The sequence below is a fragment of the Streptomyces indicus genome (genome assembly GCF_900100315.1).
Taxonomy (GTDB): Bacteria; Actinomycetota; Actinomycetes; order Streptomycetales; family Streptomycetaceae; genus Streptomyces; species Streptomyces indicus.
In genome coordinates this window covers 186,921-201,937 of the sequence record NZ_FNFF01000006.1, presented here as the reverse complement: position 1 = coordinate 201,937, position 15,017 = coordinate 186,921, and the positions used below count along the sequence as shown (strand labels likewise).

The following is a 15,017-nucleotide window of genomic DNA, read 5'->3' as shown; positions in this document are numbered from 1 at the left end:
CTGGGCCCACGAGCGCAGGCATGAGAGGTGCGCCCACGTGCGGGGGTGCAGGGGACGGAGCCCCCGCGGGGCGAGCGGGGCCGCAGTCCCGCCACCTCACCGCGCCGCGGAGCGGCGCAGCAGTCCGGCCCGAGGGGCTCAAGGCTGAGGGCCGCGCCCGCATACGGGGGTGCAGGGGGCGGAGCCCCCGCGGGGTAGGCGGGGCGCCCAGCCCCGCCACCTCACCGCGCCGCGGAGCGGCGCAGCACCCTGGCCCTTTGGGCCAAGGGCCCAGGCGAGCGGGGCCGCAGCCCCGACACCTCACCGCGCCGCGGAGCGGCGCAGCAGCTCGGCCCGAGAGGGCAGGTGCCAAGGGGGCAGCACGAGGGGGCCCGTACCCAACAACGGCACGGGCCCCCTCGTACACATCAATCCTTCTTCTTGCGGCGGGTGCCGAACACGATCTCGTCCCAACTCGGGACCGCCGCCCGGCGCCCCGGCCGGACCCCGTCCGCCTCGGCCTGCCGGTCCGTCGTGCCGACGAGCCGGTCACGGTGACCGGCCACCGAACGCGGCATCAGCACATCCGCATACGCGGACCCCGCCGAAGCCGCCGGCGCGGGCGGCTCCTCGACCTCCGGCTCCTGGGCAGGAGCCGGCTCCTCGACGGCCCGCTCCGCAGGCGCGGGCACACTCGGCCGCTCCGGCACCACCAGATCGCCACGGAAACTCGGCACCGCCTCGAGCAGACTCGTGAGCGAGTCACGCTCGGCAGGCGTGGACTCCTCCGCCGGCTCCGGCGAGGGAGTCGGCGCAGGGATCTGCCGCTCGGGACGCTCCAGCTGACGGTCGAGCGCACGGTCGAGAGGCCGGTCCCGCGGCAGCCGCGCGATCCGCGGCACGAACGGGAAGCTCGGCTCGGGCGCCGCGATGTCGTCGCTCTCGCCGATCAGCGAGCGCGCCTCGTCGTCCACGGCCGCCACCAGACGCCGCGGCGGGTCGTAGGTCCAGCTCGCCGAGTGCGGTTCCCCCGCGACCCGGTACACGAGCAGCACCTCCCACGTGCCGTCGTCACGACGCCACGAGTCCCACTGGACGGATTCCTTGTCGACCCCGCGCAGCAGCAGCCGCTCCTGCACCGCCTCGCCGAGCTGGGGTCCTGCGTTCTCACCGGGGCGGCGGACAGGAGTCTTCCGGGCACGCTCGGCCATGAAGGCGCGCTCCGCGAGCACCGGCCCTTCGAAGCGGCGCACGCGATCGACGGGGATGCCGGCGAGCTGGGCGACCTCTTCCGCGGTCGCACCGGCCCGTATACGCGCCTGGATGTCGCGGGGGCGCAGATGCGACTCGACCTCGATCTCGATCTGGCCGAGCCGTGGCCGGTCGCCGCGCACAGCGGCGCGCAGGCGTTCGTCGATCGGAAGGGTGTACTCCGTTGAGTCCGCAGCCTTCAGCACCAGCCGTGTGCCGTCATTGGAGACGGCCACGACACGCAGTTCGGGCATGGGGACCTCCCGGGTGGTGCCTGCCGACGTCACGTGCGTCGCTGCTTCCGCTAGTCGAGTGTGGCCTGCCCGGGTGCAGCCTGCCACAACCTTGCCGAGTTGCCCGGCGTGTCGGGCATGGGTCCTTGATCGCCGTTATGGCACGGTTACCTATTCGCCACGCAAAGTGACCGAACTTGCCCACATCGGTCACCCTGTGCAGCGATCCCCCTCCCGAAGGTCCCTCACGGGCCCCTGGGTACCCAGGCGGGAGTCCGAACCCAGGGCTCGCAACAGTACTCCATTCGGGCCACCTGGGTGGACCGCCGCGCCGCCGAAGTTGTCCCGGGGCAAGGGAGTTGACCCCTGCCGCACCCATATCCCCTGCTTACAGGGGTGTGCTGCTTCACAGAAACTCCGGAATCGGAACTATCCGCTTCGCCCATAAGTCCCTTCTGGGTAGCAGTCAGACGAGTCGGCGAGCAAGGGACGGGGATGGCTCAGCAGTCGGAAACCGGCGCAGAGGACAAGAAGAAGGGCATAGACGTCAATGTGCCCCAGGTGGCCGGCGGTGCGCTCGCGGCGGTGCTCGCCGCGAAGCTGGCCTCCAGTTTCGGGGTCTACGGCACGATCCTCGGCGCGGGCGTGATGAGCGTCGTGGCCACCTGCGGCGGCCCGGTCTTCCAGCACTTCTTCAAGCGCACGGGGGAGCAGGTGCGCGAGGCCGCGGTGAAGGCGAAGCCCGGCCGGGCACGGCAGGTGCCGGTGACAGGGGACGGACGGCCGGTGCCGGAGACGTTCCGCGCCGATTCCGAGCCTCCGCAGCAGGTCGGCCAGGTGCTGCCGAACACCGCGACGATGGCGACGACTTGGCGCCCGGGCGTGGTGGACGTGCCGCCCGTACCACTGGACGAGGTGGCGACCACGGCGCTCCCGGCGGCAGGTGAGGCCGGTGCGACCAGGGCGACAGGCGCGTCCGGGGCCGACGCCGACAGGACCCAGGTCCTGAACTCGGCCGACGTCACACGGGTCCTCGGTACGGCGGCCGCACCGGTGGACGCCGACGACGCCACCCGCGTCCTGCGGACCGCCGCTCCCACGGACGCCACCCAGGCACTGCCCACGGCACCCGGCGCCACCGGCCCGGCCGACCGGACCATGATGCTCGGCACCGTGATGGGCCCGCACGGCGAGCCGTTGACGACAGGCGCAGCAGCCCAGGCGCACGACGAGTACCGCGTATCTCCCGTACAGGGAAAGCGGATCCGCAGCTGGAAGCGCCCGGTGCTCGCGGCCGCCGCGGTGTTCGCCGTGACGATGGGCGGCATCACCGCGTACGAGGCCGTGGCCGGCGAGAACCTGTCCGGCACCGAGGGCTCCACCCTGACCGGCGTGTTCACCGGGGGAGGCAAGGGCGGCGGGGGAGACCACGGGACGCCCTCCCAGGACCCCTCGGCGTCGAGCTCGGACGGGTCCACGGGGACCGACGGCCGGCAGGGCGACGGCACCGCATCGCCCGACCCCGGCACCTCCCCGGACGGCAACGGCAGCGGCAACGGCGGCACCGACGGCCAGGGCGACGACGGCGGCAGGAAGCCGGACCCGACCCCCACCCCCACGCCCACTCCGACCCCGACTCCCACGCCGACCCCCACCCCGACGCCGGACAACCCGACCGCGGACCCGCAGACGCCGGAACAGCAGCAGGACCCGGGCACGACCGGCTGACGGTCCAGCGGACAGAAACCGGATGACGGGGCAGCGGACCGTAAGGGGACCGCGGCCCGCACCGGGTCAGTCGCCGAGCACCCGCCGCAAATAGTCGTTCCCGAACACCCGCTCCGGGTCGAGCCGGTCGCGCAGTGCGGTGAACTCGCCGAAGCGCGGGTACACCGACGCGAAGTACTCGGCGTCGCGGGTGTGCACCTTGCCCCAGTGCGGCCGCCCGCCGTGCGCGGTGAAGATCCGCTCGGCGGCGGTGAAGTACGCCTGGTAGGGCGTGCCCTTGTACATGTGCACCGCGATGTACGCGCTCTCGCGGCCCGAGGCCGTGGAGAGCGTGATGTCGTCGGCAGGCGCCGTGCGCACCTCGACGGGGAAGCTGATCCGCAGCTTCGAGCGGTCGACCATGGCCCGCAGCTCGCGCAGCGCCTCGACGGCGGCCTCGCGCGGCAGGGCGTACTCCATCTCCACGAAGCGCACGCGGCGCGGAGAAGTGAAGACCTTGTAGGGAATGTCGGTGTACGTGCGGGCGGAGAGCGCCTTGCTGGAGATCTTCGCGATCGCCGGGATAGTCCCCGGCACCGCGCGGCCCAGTGAATTGACCACCTGGAAGAGGCCGTTGGAGAGCAGCTCGTCCTCGAAGAAGCCGCTCACCGTGCCCACCGGCTGCTCGGGGCCCGCGCTGCGGTTGTTGCGCTTGGTGTTGCAGTTGCCCGTGTGCGGGAACCAGTAGAACTCGAAGTGCTCGTTCTCCGCGTGCAGGGCGTCGAACTCCGACGTGACCCGGTCGAAGCTCATCGGCTCCTCGCGCGCGGTGAGCAGGAAGACCGGCTCCACGGCGAAGGTGATCGCGCTGATCACACCGAGTGCGCCGATGCCGATCCGGGCCGCGGCGAAGATCTCGGGGTTCTCCTTGGCCGAGCAGCTGAGCACCGAACCGTCCGCCGTCACGATCTCCAGACCCTGGATCTGCGCGGAGATCGAGGCCGAGTCGCGGCCGGTGCCATGGGTGCCGGTGCTGGTGGCGCCCGCGACGGTCTGCTCCATGATGTCGCCCATGTTCGTGAGCGACAGGCCCTCGCGGGCGAGTGCGAGGTTCAGGCGCTTGAGCGGGGTGCCCGCCTCGACGGTGACCGTGCCGGCCGCGCGGTCGATGTGCCGTATCCCGGTGAGCAGATCGGGACGTATCAGCAGGCCGTCGGTGGCCGCGGCGGAGGTGAAGGAGTGGCCGGTGCCGACCGCCTTGACCCGGCGGCCCTCCTCGGCGGCCTGCCGTACGGCGGCCGCGAGTTCCTCGACCGAGGCGGGAGTGACCTCCTGCCCGGGGCGGGCCGTGACGTTGCCGGCCCAGTTACGCCACGTTGTCGCGGACGCCTTCGGGCCGCTCGCCGCCGTGCCTGTCGATCCCGTCGTACCCATCAGGTCCTCCCCGCTGCGGAACCGGCCTGGTCAGCCGGCGGTAGCCGAGGAACCCGATCACGACCGCGACACCGCCGGCGATGGCCGGCACCACATACGCCCGGTCGGCGCCCACGGCGTCGATGACCCAGCCGGCCGCCGACGAACCGAGCGCGATGCCCACCGCGAGGCCCGTGGAGGTCCACGTCATGCCTTCGGTCAGCTTCGCCCGGGGTACGTGCTGCTCGACGAGGGCCATCGTCGTGATCATCGTCGGTGCGATGGACAGGCCCGCGACAAACAGCGCCACGGCCAAGAACAGCAAGTTCCCGACCAGTAGGAGGGGGATCATACTCACGCCCATCGCACACACGCCCACGAGCCACCGCTTGGCGGCGGGGCCCTTGAAGTGCACGAGTCCGAAGACGACTCCGGCGAGACAGGACCCGGCCGCGTACACCGCGAGCACCAGGCTGGCCGCCTCCTTGGCGCCTTCGTGCTCGGCGAACGCGACGGTCACCACGTCCACCGCGCCGAACACCGCACCGGTCGCGACGAAGGTGGCCATCAGGACCTGAAGTCCCGGGGAGCGCAGGGCACTTCCGCCGGTGTGGTGCTCACGCGGGTGCGGGACGGGCTCGGTGCCGCGCTGCGCGGTCAGCCAGAAGGTGCCGATCGCGAGGAACACGGCGGCGAGCAGCGGGCCCGCCTCGGGGAACCAGACCGTGGACAGACCGATGGAGATGATCGGCCCGAAGATGAAGCAGATCTCGTCGACGACGGATTCGAAGGAGTACGCGGTGTGCAGCCGGCGCCGGTCGCCGCGGTACACCTCCGCCCAGCGGGACCTGACCATCGAGCCGAGCGAGGGCACGAAGCCGACGAGCGCGGCACACAGGAAGAGCGTCCAGTCCGGCGCCTCCAGCTGCGCGGCGACGAGCAGTCCGGCGACCGCCACCAGCGAGACGAGGGTGGCCGGGCGCAGCACGCGCGCCTGCCCGTAGCGGTCCACGAGCCGCGAGACCTGCGGGCCGATCACGGCGGCGGACAGGGCGAGGGTCGCGGAGAGCGCGCCGGCCAGTCCGTAACGGCCGGTGAGCTCGGAGATCATCGTGACGACGCCGATGCCCATCATGGCCAGCGGCAGCCGCCCGATGAGTCCTGCCGCCGAGAACGACAGGGTGCCGGGCGGCGTGAATATCTCGCGGTAGGGGCTGGCCAAGGAGTGCTCCGGTAAGGCGTGTGCGGGGTTCGTACAGCTTACGGCCGGGGTGTACCGCCGCGCGCGCCGATTTCCGGTACGCCCGACGCCGTGCCGTGGGCCGAAGGGCCCGGCCGGACGGCCGGGGCGACGACCTAGGATCGGGAGCATGTCCCACGCGCCCGACCCCAGCCCGTACGACGCCCTGCTGCTCCTCTCGTTCGGCGGCCCCGAAGGCCCCGACGACGTGGTCCCGTTCCTGGTGAACGTGACGAAGGGGCGAGGCATCCCCAAGGAGCGTCTGAAGGAAGTGGGGCAGCACTACTTCCTGTTCGGCGGCAAGAGCCCGATCAACGACCAGAACCGCGCGCTGCTCGACGCCCTGCGCAAGGACTTCGCGGAGCACGGCGTGGACCTGCCGGTCTACTGGGGCAACCGCAACTGGGCCCCGTACCTGACGGACGTCCTGCGCGAGATGGTGACCGACGGGCACCGCCGCATCCTGGTCCTGACCACCAGCGCCTACACCTCGTACTCGGGCTGCCGCCAGTACCGCGAGAACCTCGCGGACGCGCTCGCCGCCCTGGAGGCGGAGGGCCTGGAGCTGCCGCGTGTCGACAAGCTGCGGCAGTACTTCAACCACCCCGGCTTCGTCCGGCCCATGATCGACGGTGTCCTGAAGTCGCTGTCCGAGCTGCCCGAGGACGTACGCGACGGCGCCCACCTCGCCTTCACCACCCACTCCATCCCGGACGCCTCAGCCAACACCTCCGGCCCGGTGGAGGGGCACGGGGACGGCGGCGCGTATGTACGCGAGCACCTGGACGTGGCGCGCCTGATCGCCGACGCCGTCCGCGAGGAGACCGGCGTCGACCGCCCCTGGCAGCTCGTCTACCAGTCGCGCTCCGGCGCCCCGCACATTCCGTGGCTCGAGCCCGACATCTGCGACCACCTGGAGGAGCAGCACGGCAAGGGCGTGCCCGCCGTGGTGATGGTCCCGATCGGGTTCGTCTCGGACCACATGGAGGTCCTGTACGACCTCGACACCGAGGCCACCGCCAAGGCCGCCGAGCTCGGGCTGCCCGTGGCCCGCTCGGCCACCGTCGGCGCCGACCCGCGCTTCGCCGCGGCCGTGCGCGACCTGCTCCTGGAGCGGGCCGCCAAGGAGCGCGGCGCGGCCGTCACGCCCTGCGCCCTGGGCGCCCTGGGCGCGAGCCACGACCTGTGCCCGGTCGGCTGCTGCCCGGCCCGCGCCCCGCGCCCGGCCGCCGCCGGCGTCGACAGCCCCTACGCGTAAGGACCCCGCAGTGACCCGTCACGAGGACCTCCTCGACCTCGCTCTCGAAGCCGCCCACCGGGCCGGTGTCCTGCTGCGCGACGGCCGGCCCGACGACCTCGGCGTGGCCGCCACCAAGTCCAGCGCGGTCGACGTCGTGACCGAGATGGACCTCGCCTCCGAGAAGCTGATCACCGGCTTCCTCGCCGAGCACCGTCCCGACGACGGCTTCCTCGGCGAGGAGGGCGCGAGCCGCGAGGGCACCAGCGGTGTCGAGTGGGTCATCGACCCCATCGACGGCACCGTCAACTACCTGTACGGACGCCCCGCCTGGTGCGTCTCCATCGCGGCCCGCAAGGACGGCGAGACGGTCGCGGGCGTCGTGCACGTCCCGGCGCAGGGCGAGACCTTCCGCGCCGTACTCGGCGGCGGCGCGTACCTGGGGGAGCGGCGACTGCGGGTCGGACCCGCGCCCGAATTCCCGCTCGCGCTGCTCGGCACCGGCTTCGGCTACCTCAAGGAGCGCCGGCTCAAGCAGGCCGACGTGGTCCGCGAGCTGATCCCGCAGGTCCGCGACATCCGCCGCGGCGGCTCGGCCGCGATCGACCTGTGCGACGTCGCGGCGGGCCGCCTGGACGCGTACTACGAACGGGGCCTCAACCCCTGGGACTTCGCCGCCGGCGACCTGATCGCCCGCGAGGCCGGCGCCCTGGTCGGCGGCCGCCCGGGCGAGGAGGCCTCGGGCGAGCTGCTCGTGGCGGCCCCGCCCGGCCTTTTCGCACCGCTCCAGGAGCAGCTGGACCGGCTCGGCGCCTGGCACGACTGAGGCGGCTGTACGGAACCGACGCCGACGTACGAAGGGGCTCACCGCATGGATTGCGGTGAGCCCCTTCGTACGGGATTCGGGATGACGGGATCAGGCAGCGGTACGAGATCGGCTAGGCGACCTGTACGCCGTGTTCGGCAGCCAGGCGGTGCAGGTCGTCGAGCTCGGCCTGCTCCACTTCCGCGAGGAAGTCGTCGCCTTCCTCGCGTGCCCGCGTGAGGTCGGTCTCCGTGGCCCTTATGCGCTGCAGAAGCCCTGCGGTGAATGCGTCCATGGTGCGCCCCCTCGTCGTGGGTCGAGTGTCGGTGGCACGGGGGTGTGCCCTCGGGAAGGGGCGATCACGTCTCTTGCCGCCGATGCCGATGCGGTCCGGGTGCCGCTCGGCGTAAGCGGTTCGTGGCGTGCCACTTGCAAAGAGTGATCGCGGGTGTAAGGCCGTCCTCCCCTGGGTTCCTGTCGCGGAAACCTCAACCTCCGGACGGATCTCCTGATTCCCGTTCGAGGAGCCGGAATTACGTCGGGCCTCAGCGGGCATGCGCCCCGCCACCCCTGCCCGCGTCCCCTCCGCGAGCAGGGACGGCGGCCGTCTTACAGCCGGTTTACGGGCCAAAGGGGCAGGATGGAGACATCACCATGTGACCGGAACCTGTCGCTCGCGCGTCCGGACGGTCGGTGAGGCGGCCCACAGCACAGCGGGCGCATCAGGACTCAGCCCGCTCACCGGGCTCACAGAAGGGACAGCGACGTGCGCGTACTCGTCGTCGAGGACGAGCAGCTGCTCGCCGATGCCGTGGCCACCGGGCTGCGCCGCGAGGCCATGGCCGTGGACGTCGTGTACGACGGCGGCGCGGCCCTGGAGCGCATCGGCGTCAACGACTACGACGTCGTCGTACTCGACCGCGACCTGCCCGTCGTCCACGGCGACGACGTCTGCCGCAAGATCGTCGAGCTCGGGATGCCCACGCGCGTCCTGATGCTCACCGCGTCCGGCGACGTCAGCGACCGCGTCGAGGGCCTGGAGCTGGGCGCGGACGACTACCTGCCCAAGCCCTTCGCGTTCACCGAACTGACCGCGCGCGTACGGGCGCTCGGCCGGCGCACCACCGTCGCGCTGCCGCCCGTCCTGGAGCGGGCCGGCATCAAGCTGGACCCCAACCGCCGCGAGGTCTTCCGCGACGGCAAGGAGATCCAGCTGGCCCCCAAGGAGTTCGCGGTCCTGGAGGTGCTGCTGCGCTCCGAGGGCGCCGTGGTCTCGGCCGAGCAGCTCCTGGAGAAGGCCTGGGACGAGAACACCGACCCGTTCACCAACGTGGTGCGCGTGACCGTCATGACCCTGCGCCGCAAGCTCGGCGAACCCCCGGTGATCGTCACGGTCCCCGGTTCCGGCTACCGGATCTGATCCGGCGATGGCCGCCACCCCGGCGCCGCCATCGGCGCCGCCCAAACCGACGTGGGATCCCCCCAAGGCCGAGCCGCCCTTCCCGTGGCTGCGCCCGACCATCCGCATAAGGCTCACGCTGCTGTACGGCGGCATGTTCCTGATCGCGGGGATCCTGCTGCTCTCGATCATCTACCTGCTGGCCGCGCAGGCGGTGCATGTGGGGAACGAGTTGCCGTTCCGTATCACCGACGGCAAGTTCTCCATCGATTCCAACACCTGCAGCGCGCTGGCGGGCCGCGAGTTCAACGACACCGACACCTTCAACGAGGCGATGCGCCTCTGCGTCGACCACCAGCGCCAAAAGGCCCTCGACGACCTCCTCAGCCGCTCGCTGCTCGCCCTCCTGGGCCTGAGCGTCATCGCCTTCGGCTTCGGCTACGCGATGGCCGGACGCGTCCTGTCGCCGCTCGGCCGGATCACCCGGACCGCCCGTCAGGTGGCCGGTTCCGACCTGACCCGGCGGATCGAACTGGACGGCCCGGACGACGAGTTGAAGGAGCTGTCGGACACCTTCGACGAGATGCTGGACCGCCTGGAGCGCGCGTTCACCGCGCAGCAACGGTTCGTCGCCAACGCCTCGCACGAGCTGCGCACCCCCCTCGCCATCAACCGCACGCTCCTCGAAGTGCACCTCTCGGACCCGGGCGCGCCCCCCGAGCTCCAGCAGCTCGGCAAGACGCTCCTGTCCACGAACAAGCGCAGCGAGGAGCTGGTGGAAGGCCTGCTGCTGCTCGCCCGCAGCGACAACCAGATCGTCGAGCGCAAGCCCGTGGACCTCGCCGAGGTCGCCTCGCGCGCCCTCGACCAGGTGCGGCCCGAGGCCGAGGAGAAGGGCGTGGAGATCCGCGGGGAGCGCGGTCTCGCGGTGGTCCAGGGCAACGGCGTCCTCCTGGAGCGCATCGCCCTCAACCTCGTCCAGAACGCCGTGCGTTACAACATCCCGGAGGACGGCTGGGTGGAGGTCACCACCGAGGTCAAGGACGGCCAGGCGGTGCTCGTGGTCTCCAACACGGGTCCCGTGGTGCCGGCCTACGAGGTGGACAACCTCTTCGAGCCCTTCCGGCGTCTGCGTACGGAGCGGACGGGCAGCGACAAGGGCGTGGGTCTCGGCCTGTCCATCGTGCAGTCGGTCACGCGGGCCCACGGGGGCCGTATCATCGCCGAGCCGCGGGAGGGTGGTGGTCTCGTGATGCGAGTCACCCTCCCGATCTGAGATGCTGTCGCGAATCCGCGCCGAAGTTCGCTTTTAGCGGAATTTTCGGGACCTGGTCCCGAGGAATCCGTGTGGAATCGATCACAGGCGCGAATTTTCGGCCATCTACTCTCCGTGATCGTCGAGGCGGCCGGAAAACCGGGAAAAGTCCGGGTTTTCAGGGGTCTTGATCACGGGAAGTACACGGGGTGGCGCCCGTGAAGGGCGGTCGAAGGGCCATGTATGGTCCCGATCGCCGTCCCAGCCGGGCCCCTTTGAGGGGTGCGGTTGGGTGTCGATTGAGTAACAGACCTTGATGTGAGGCAAAATCTCCGCCTCGGGTCGGGCACAAGTCCGGCCTCTCACGCGTTACGTGCGCTGGAGACACCGCAGACACCCAGAGGGGGAGAGCGACATGGCAACGGATTACGACACCCCACGCAAGACCGATGACGACGTCGAGTCGGACAGCATCGAAGAGCTGAAGGCGCGGCGCAACGACAAGTCGACTTCGGCCGTCGACGTCGACGAGTTCGAGGCCGCGGAAGGCCTGGAGCTGCCCGGAGCAGACCTCTCCAACGAGGAGCTCGCCGTCCGGGTCATGCCCAAGCAGGCGGACGAGTTCACCTGCATGAGCTGCTTCCTGGTCCACCACCGCAGCCAGCTGGCCCGCGAGAAGAACGGCCAGCCGATCTGCCGCGACTGCGACTGAGGCGTGGGTCGGCCATGACTGGTTCGACCCCGCCCCGGAAGCGACTGCTCCGGCGGCGATCACCGAAGAAGTGGCAGGCGGACAGCTCGCAGGGGTCCGCACCGCTCGACGGCGCACGTGACGATGAGCGAGGCCCCACGGCCTCGCTCGAACCCGCGGACGCCGCCACCGGTGGGCCCGCGCAGGCGGGCACCGCCGCTCCCGCAGGAGCCGAGGTCTCGACGACGGACGGCGACGGATACGACGCATACGCCGCCGCCCCGTCGCGCAGGCTCGCCCGCGTACGGCAGGGCGTGCGCAAGGGCCAGGAAGGCGCGAAGGCCGGTATCGGCTACCTCGCCGACCGGATCATGGAGAACGCGCCGCGGGTTCCGGTCCGCGATCTGGCCACCCTGAGGCGGCAGTTCCCGGGCCTCGGCCCCGAACAGCTCGCCGACAAGCTGGTCGCCGGCGCGGCCAACGCCTCATCGACCGTCGGTGCCGGAGTCGGCGCGGCGGCCATGCTGCCGGTGCCGCCCGCGATGCCGGCCGAGATGGCCGCGGAGATCACCGGCGTGGCCGCGATCGAGCTGAAGCTCATCGCCGAGCTGCACGAGGTCTACGGAGTGCGGCCGACCGGCAATCTCAAGGCCCGCTCCACCGCGTATCTGACCTCCTGGACGGAGGAGCGCGGCATCGAGGTGAGCAAGCCGCAGACGATAAACGCGGCACTCGGCGGTCAGATGAAGCGCGAGCTGCGCCAGCAGATCATGAAGCGCATGGTGCGCAACCTGCCGAACCTGATGCCCTTCATGGTCGGCGCGGCCGTGGGCGCCGTGATGAACCGGCGCGACACGAAGAAGCTCGCGGAGAAGATCCGCAAGGACCTGCGGGCCCGCCAGGTGCCGTGGGACGCGCTGGACGCGCTGCCCGCCCTGGACAAGCCCGCCGACCCGCTGGACCCGCTGACGGGTCTGTCCCGCAGGGAACTCGAAGGCTGAGTCCCGCGGGTGCTGCCCGGGTGCGCCGGGGGTTCCTGCCCGGCGCCTACTGCCCGGCGCCTACTGCCCGGCGCCTACTGCCCCGGCGCTTACTGCCCCAGTGCCGCGACCAGGCGCTCCGGGGCACGCGTCGAGACGTACACGTACGGGGTCGGGTCCGCCGGGTCCGTGACCGGGATGCGCACCGCCGTCGGCACGTAACTGCGCAGGAGCATGAAGGCGCGCGGGTCCGCCTTGTGCATGCGCCAGGCCCGGGCCTCCTCCGGATCGAGGATCTCCGGCGTGCCGAGCGCCGTCAGCGGAATGCGGGCCCGGCCCGCGACCAGGGAGCCGGCCACGACCCGGATGCGGGCCGAGCCGTACGAGCTGACGAGCACCGACGCGAGCGCGGTGCCGCCGATCAGACCGCCGAGCAGCGGGAGCGTGCCCAGCGGCAGCAGCATCAGGGCACAGGAGAGGCCCACCAGGACGGCGATCACCCACCAGGAGCGGGGAGCGGTGAGGCGTTCGTCGTACGTTTCGGTCGCGTGCTGCATGCCGTCTAGCTTGGCACGGTGTCCTGAGCGGCCGGAGGCGCGGGTAAGGTCAGCGCCTGTGAGTGGACGAACCCCATCGTTGACGCCCCCGGACGACGCCACGGCGCCGGTGCGGCACCCCGACGCCCCCGCCCCCGGCGAACTGCTCGGCGCGCACTATGCGCACTGTTTCGGCTGCGGCGACGCACAACCGCACGGACTGATGCTCCAGGCGCGGGCCGCCGAAGGCGTGGCGATCACCGCCGAGTTCACCGTCAAGCCCGAACACCAGGGCGCCCCCGGTCTCGCCCACGGCGGCGTGCTGGCCACCGCGCTCGACGAGACCCTCGGCTCCCTGAACTGGCTGCTCCGCGTCATCGCCGTGACCGGCCGCCTCGAGACGGACTTCGTGCGGCCCGTACCCGTCGACACCGTGCTGCACCTCGAAGCCGAGGTGACCGCGGTCGCGGGCCGGAAGATCTACTCCACCGCCGTGGGACGCATCGGCGGCCCCGACGGCGAGATCGCCGTACGCGCCGACGGCCTCTTCATCGAGGTCAAGGTCGACCACTTCATCGACAACGGACGGCCCGAGGAGATCCAGGCCGCCATGAGCGACCCGGACCAGGTCCGGCGCGCGCGTGCCTTCGAGGTGAACCCGTGAGCCGCCCCCCGCTCGACGTGCAGATCCGCCTCGTGGACCCCGAGGTCCCGCTGCCCGCGTACGCGATGCCGGGGGACGCGGGCGCCGACCTGCGCACGACCGAGGCCTGTGAACTCGCCCCGGGGGAGCGGGTCGTCCTGCCCACCGGTGTGGCTATCGCGCTCCCTGACGGGTACGCGGCCTTCGTGCACCCTCGCTCGGGGCTTGCCGCACGCTGCGGTGTCGCTCTGGTGAATGCCCCGGGGACCGTGGATGCCGGGTACCGTGGAGAGATCAAGGTGATCGTGGTGAATCTCGACCCGCGCGAGTCCGTGCGGTTCGAGCGCTACGACCGGATCGCCCAACTTGTCGTCCAGCAGGTCGAGAAGGTCCGCTTCCACGAGGTGGCGGAGCTTCCCGGATCGGCGCGGGCCGAGGGGGGCTTCGGGTCCACCGGCGGTCATGCCGCGGTGGGCGGCGAGGCGGGCTGCGTCGACGGCACAGCCGCCGGCATGGGTGGGAATCGATACGCTTCGGTCGTATCCGACCGGGAAGGACAGTGACGTGTTCGGACGTCGTAAGAAGGACGCCGCCAGGGACGCGGCCGGCGAGGCCGAGCAGGTCGTCGAGGACTTGGACCCGCAGGGAGAGGCCGAGGAGGGTGAGCCGCAGCGGCTGAACCTCCCGCCGGCGCCGCGCCCCGACGGACCGTGGGATGTCTCCGAGGTCGGCAAGCCCGGCGAGGGCCGCGTCGACCTGGGCGGTCTGTTCGTGCCCGGTGTCGAGGGCATGGAGCTGCGGGTCGAGGTCGCCGGCGACGCCATCGTCGCGGCCACCGTCGTCCTCCAGGACAGCGCCGTCCAGCTGCAGGCCTTCGCCGCCCCCAAGAAGGAAGGCATCTGGGGCGAGGTCCGCGAGGAGATCGCCTCCGGCATCACCAAGCAGGGCGGTGTGATCGACGAGGTCGAGGGCCCGCTCGGCTGGGAGCTGCGCGCGCAGGTGCCGGTCCAGCTGCCGGACGGCACGGGCGGTGTGCAGGTCGTGCGCTTCGTGGGCGTGGACGGGCCGCGCTGGTTCCTGCGCGGGGTCATCTCCGGCCAGGGCGCAGTGCAGCCGGAGGCCGCCGGGCTCCTGGAGCAGATCTTCCGCGACACGGTCGTGGTGCGCGGCGAAGGCCCGATGGCCCCGCGCGACCCGATCGTCCTGAAGCTTCCCGAGGACGCGCAGATGGTCCCGGAGGGCGTCAAGGAGGAGTCCCAGGCGGAGTCCCGTTTCTCGGGCGGCATGGGCCAGCTCCAGCGCGGACCGGAGATCACCGAGGTCCGCTGAGCGCAGGGTTTCCGGCACCGGGGCAGTGCCCCGCGTGCCGTGTGGGAGCCGCATCCTTTTCGGAGGGTGCGGCTCTTTCGTGTGTACGGAGAGGGAGTTGCCGTACGGAGTGGGAGTTGCCGTAGGGCGTGGGAGTTGCCGTAGGGCGTGGGAGTTGCCGTACGGAGTGGGAGTTGCCGCAGGGCGTGGGAGCCGCCGTGGAGCGACGGCGGTGCTGCACGGCGAGGGTGCTGCGGGGCGGCGGGTGCGGTGCGGGGCTGTAGCGGACGCCGGGGCCGAGGCGGGAGCCGGGGCGGAAGCGGGCGCCGGAGCCGAGGAG

The 15,017-nt window shown here is 71.5% G+C and carries 15 protein-coding genes; 10 read left to right on the top strand and 5 right to left on the bottom strand.

Annotated elements, in window-relative coordinates:
* Window positions 1-407: 407 nt before the first annotated feature.
* Window positions 408-1,484: a septation protein SepH gene (gene sepH / locus BLT97_RS17640; RefSeq protein ID WP_093611233.1), complete on the bottom strand. Its 1,077-nt coding sequence runs from the start codon at window positions 1,482-1,484 to the stop codon at window positions 408-410.
* A gap of 474 nt (window positions 1,485-1,958) precedes the next feature.
* Between sepH and BLT97_RS17635 the strand changes: the two genes are divergently transcribed.
* The gene (locus BLT97_RS17635) at window positions 1,959-3,191 is read left to right on the top strand and encodes a hypothetical protein (RefSeq protein ID WP_093611230.1); all 1,233 of its coding nucleotides are present in this window, start codon (window positions 1,959-1,961) and stop codon (window positions 3,189-3,191) included.
* A gap of 66 nt (window positions 3,192-3,257) precedes the next feature.
* On the opposite strand, the gene BLT97_RS17630 is transcribed toward BLT97_RS17635, so the two are convergent.
* Both BLT97_RS17630 and BLT97_RS17625 read right to left on the bottom strand, forming a co-directional pair.
* Window positions 3,258-4,604 carry a D-arabinono-1,4-lactone oxidase gene (locus BLT97_RS17630; protein ID WP_093611228.1) on the bottom strand — a complete coding sequence of 449 codons (1,347 nt, stop codon included), beginning with the start codon at window positions 4,602-4,604 and terminating at the stop codon, window positions 3,258-3,260.
* The gene (locus BLT97_RS17625) at window positions 4,537-5,805 is read right to left on the bottom strand and encodes an MFS transporter (RefSeq protein ID WP_093611226.1); all 1,269 of its coding nucleotides are present in this window, start codon (window positions 5,803-5,805) and stop codon (window positions 4,537-4,539) included. Before BLT97_RS17625 ends, BLT97_RS17630 begins: the two co-directional genes overlap by 68 nt.
* Before the next feature lie 148 nt (window positions 5,806-5,953).
* Here BLT97_RS17625 and BLT97_RS17620 point away from each other — a divergent pair, with 148 nt between their 5' ends.
* Window positions 5,954-7,081, top strand: coding sequence for a ferrochelatase (locus tag BLT97_RS17620; protein ID WP_093611224.1), 1,128 nt, complete (start codon window positions 5,954-5,956; stop codon window positions 7,079-7,081).
* 10 nt (window positions 7,082-7,091) lie between these two features.
* On the top strand, window positions 7,092-7,886 hold the full coding sequence (locus tag BLT97_RS17615; protein WP_093611222.1) for an inositol monophosphatase family protein: 795 nt from the start codon (window positions 7,092-7,094) through the stop codon (window positions 7,884-7,886).
* 112 nt (window positions 7,887-7,998) lie between these two features.
* Here BLT97_RS17615 and BLT97_RS37880 read toward each other — a convergent pair whose 3' ends face one another.
* Window positions 7,999-8,160 (bottom strand): hypothetical protein, encoded by a 162-nt coding sequence (locus BLT97_RS37880; protein ID WP_176953801.1) that lies wholly within the window; start codon window positions 8,158-8,160, stop codon window positions 7,999-8,001.
* Window positions 8,161-8,631: 471 nt separating this feature from the next.
* Between BLT97_RS37880 and BLT97_RS17610 the strand changes: the two genes are divergently transcribed.
* From BLT97_RS17610 to BLT97_RS17595, 4 genes are all read left to right on the top strand, one after another.
* Window positions 8,632-9,285, top strand: a complete 654-nt coding sequence (locus BLT97_RS17610; protein ID WP_093611220.1) for a response regulator transcription factor — start codon at window positions 8,632-8,634, stop codon at window positions 9,283-9,285.
* Between the two features lie 7 nt (window positions 9,286-9,292).
* Entirely contained in the window at window positions 9,293-10,540 is a 1,248-nt protein-coding gene (locus BLT97_RS17605; RefSeq protein WP_093611218.1) for a sensor histidine kinase, read from the top strand.
* A gap of 394 nt (window positions 10,541-10,934) precedes the next feature.
* Window positions 10,935-11,231, top strand: coding sequence for a DUF4193 domain-containing protein (locus BLT97_RS17600; protein WP_093611216.1), 297 nt, complete (start codon window positions 10,935-10,937; stop codon window positions 11,229-11,231).
* A gap of 14 nt (window positions 11,232-11,245) precedes the next feature.
* Window positions 11,246-12,211, top strand: coding sequence for a hypothetical protein (locus BLT97_RS17595; RefSeq protein WP_093611214.1), 966 nt, complete (start codon window positions 11,246-11,248; stop codon window positions 12,209-12,211).
* Between the two features lie 89 nt (window positions 12,212-12,300).
* Here BLT97_RS17595 and BLT97_RS17590 read toward each other — a convergent pair whose 3' ends face one another.
* Entirely contained in the window at window positions 12,301-12,747 is a 447-nt protein-coding gene (locus BLT97_RS17590) for a DUF3093 domain-containing protein (protein WP_093611212.1), read from the bottom strand.
* 58 nt (window positions 12,748-12,805) lie between these two features.
* Here BLT97_RS17590 and BLT97_RS17585 point away from each other — a divergent pair, with 58 nt between their 5' ends.
* From BLT97_RS17585 to BLT97_RS17575, 3 genes are read left to right on the top strand one after another with little or no spacing between them, the layout of a single operon-like run.
* Entirely contained in the window at window positions 12,806-13,390 is a 585-nt protein-coding gene (locus tag BLT97_RS17585) for a PaaI family thioesterase (RefSeq protein WP_093611210.1), read from the top strand.
* Window positions 13,387-13,932, top strand: coding sequence for a dUTP diphosphatase (gene dut, locus BLT97_RS17580; RefSeq protein WP_093611208.1), 546 nt, complete (start codon window positions 13,387-13,389; stop codon window positions 13,930-13,932). Before BLT97_RS17585 ends, dut begins: the two co-directional genes overlap by 4 nt.
* A gap of 1 nt (window position 13,933) precedes the next feature.
* Window positions 13,934-14,698, top strand: coding sequence for a DUF3710 domain-containing protein (locus BLT97_RS17575; protein WP_093611206.1), 765 nt, complete (start codon window positions 13,934-13,936; stop codon window positions 14,696-14,698).
* The last annotated feature ends 319 nt before the right edge of the window (window positions 14,699-15,017 follow it).